Origin of the sequence: Lactobacillus sp. UMNPBX15, from assembly GCF_002553785.1 — a bacterium.
Classification (GTDB): domain Bacteria; phylum Bacillota; class Bacilli; order Lactobacillales; family Lactobacillaceae; genus Lactobacillus; species Lactobacillus crispatus.
In genome coordinates this window covers 1-351 of record NZ_PCYV01000117.1, presented here as the reverse complement: position 1 = coordinate 351, position 351 = coordinate 1, and the positions used below count along the sequence as shown (strand labels likewise).

Below are 351 nucleotides of genomic sequence, written 5' to 3'. Positions count from 1 at the left end.
AACCATTAATGCTGTTGGAGTTGCTAAACCTAATGCGCACGGACAGGCAATGACAATTACTGAAACAGCAAATAATAATGCTTGAACAAATGTTGCGCCAACAAAGGAATACCAAATCATAAATGTCAAAATAGCAATAATCATTACTGCTGGGACAAACACATTTGAAATCTTATCTGTTAAGTTCTGGATAGGAGCATGACTGGTTTGCGCTTTTTTTACTAGGTCAACAATTTGGGCAAGCATTGTATCCGCTCCAACCTTTGTGGCTTTAAAAGTAATCGTCCCATTATTATTAATTGTTGAACCAACAACAGTATCGCCAACTTTTTTCATTACCGGCATACTTTC

1 pseudogene is annotated in these 351 nt (G+C 37.0%); it reads right to left on the bottom strand.

Annotation, left to right across the window (positions count from 1 at the left end):
* A pseudogene (locus CP366_RS10545) lies at positions 1-351 on the bottom strand (heavy metal translocating P-type ATPase); the annotation flags it as partial.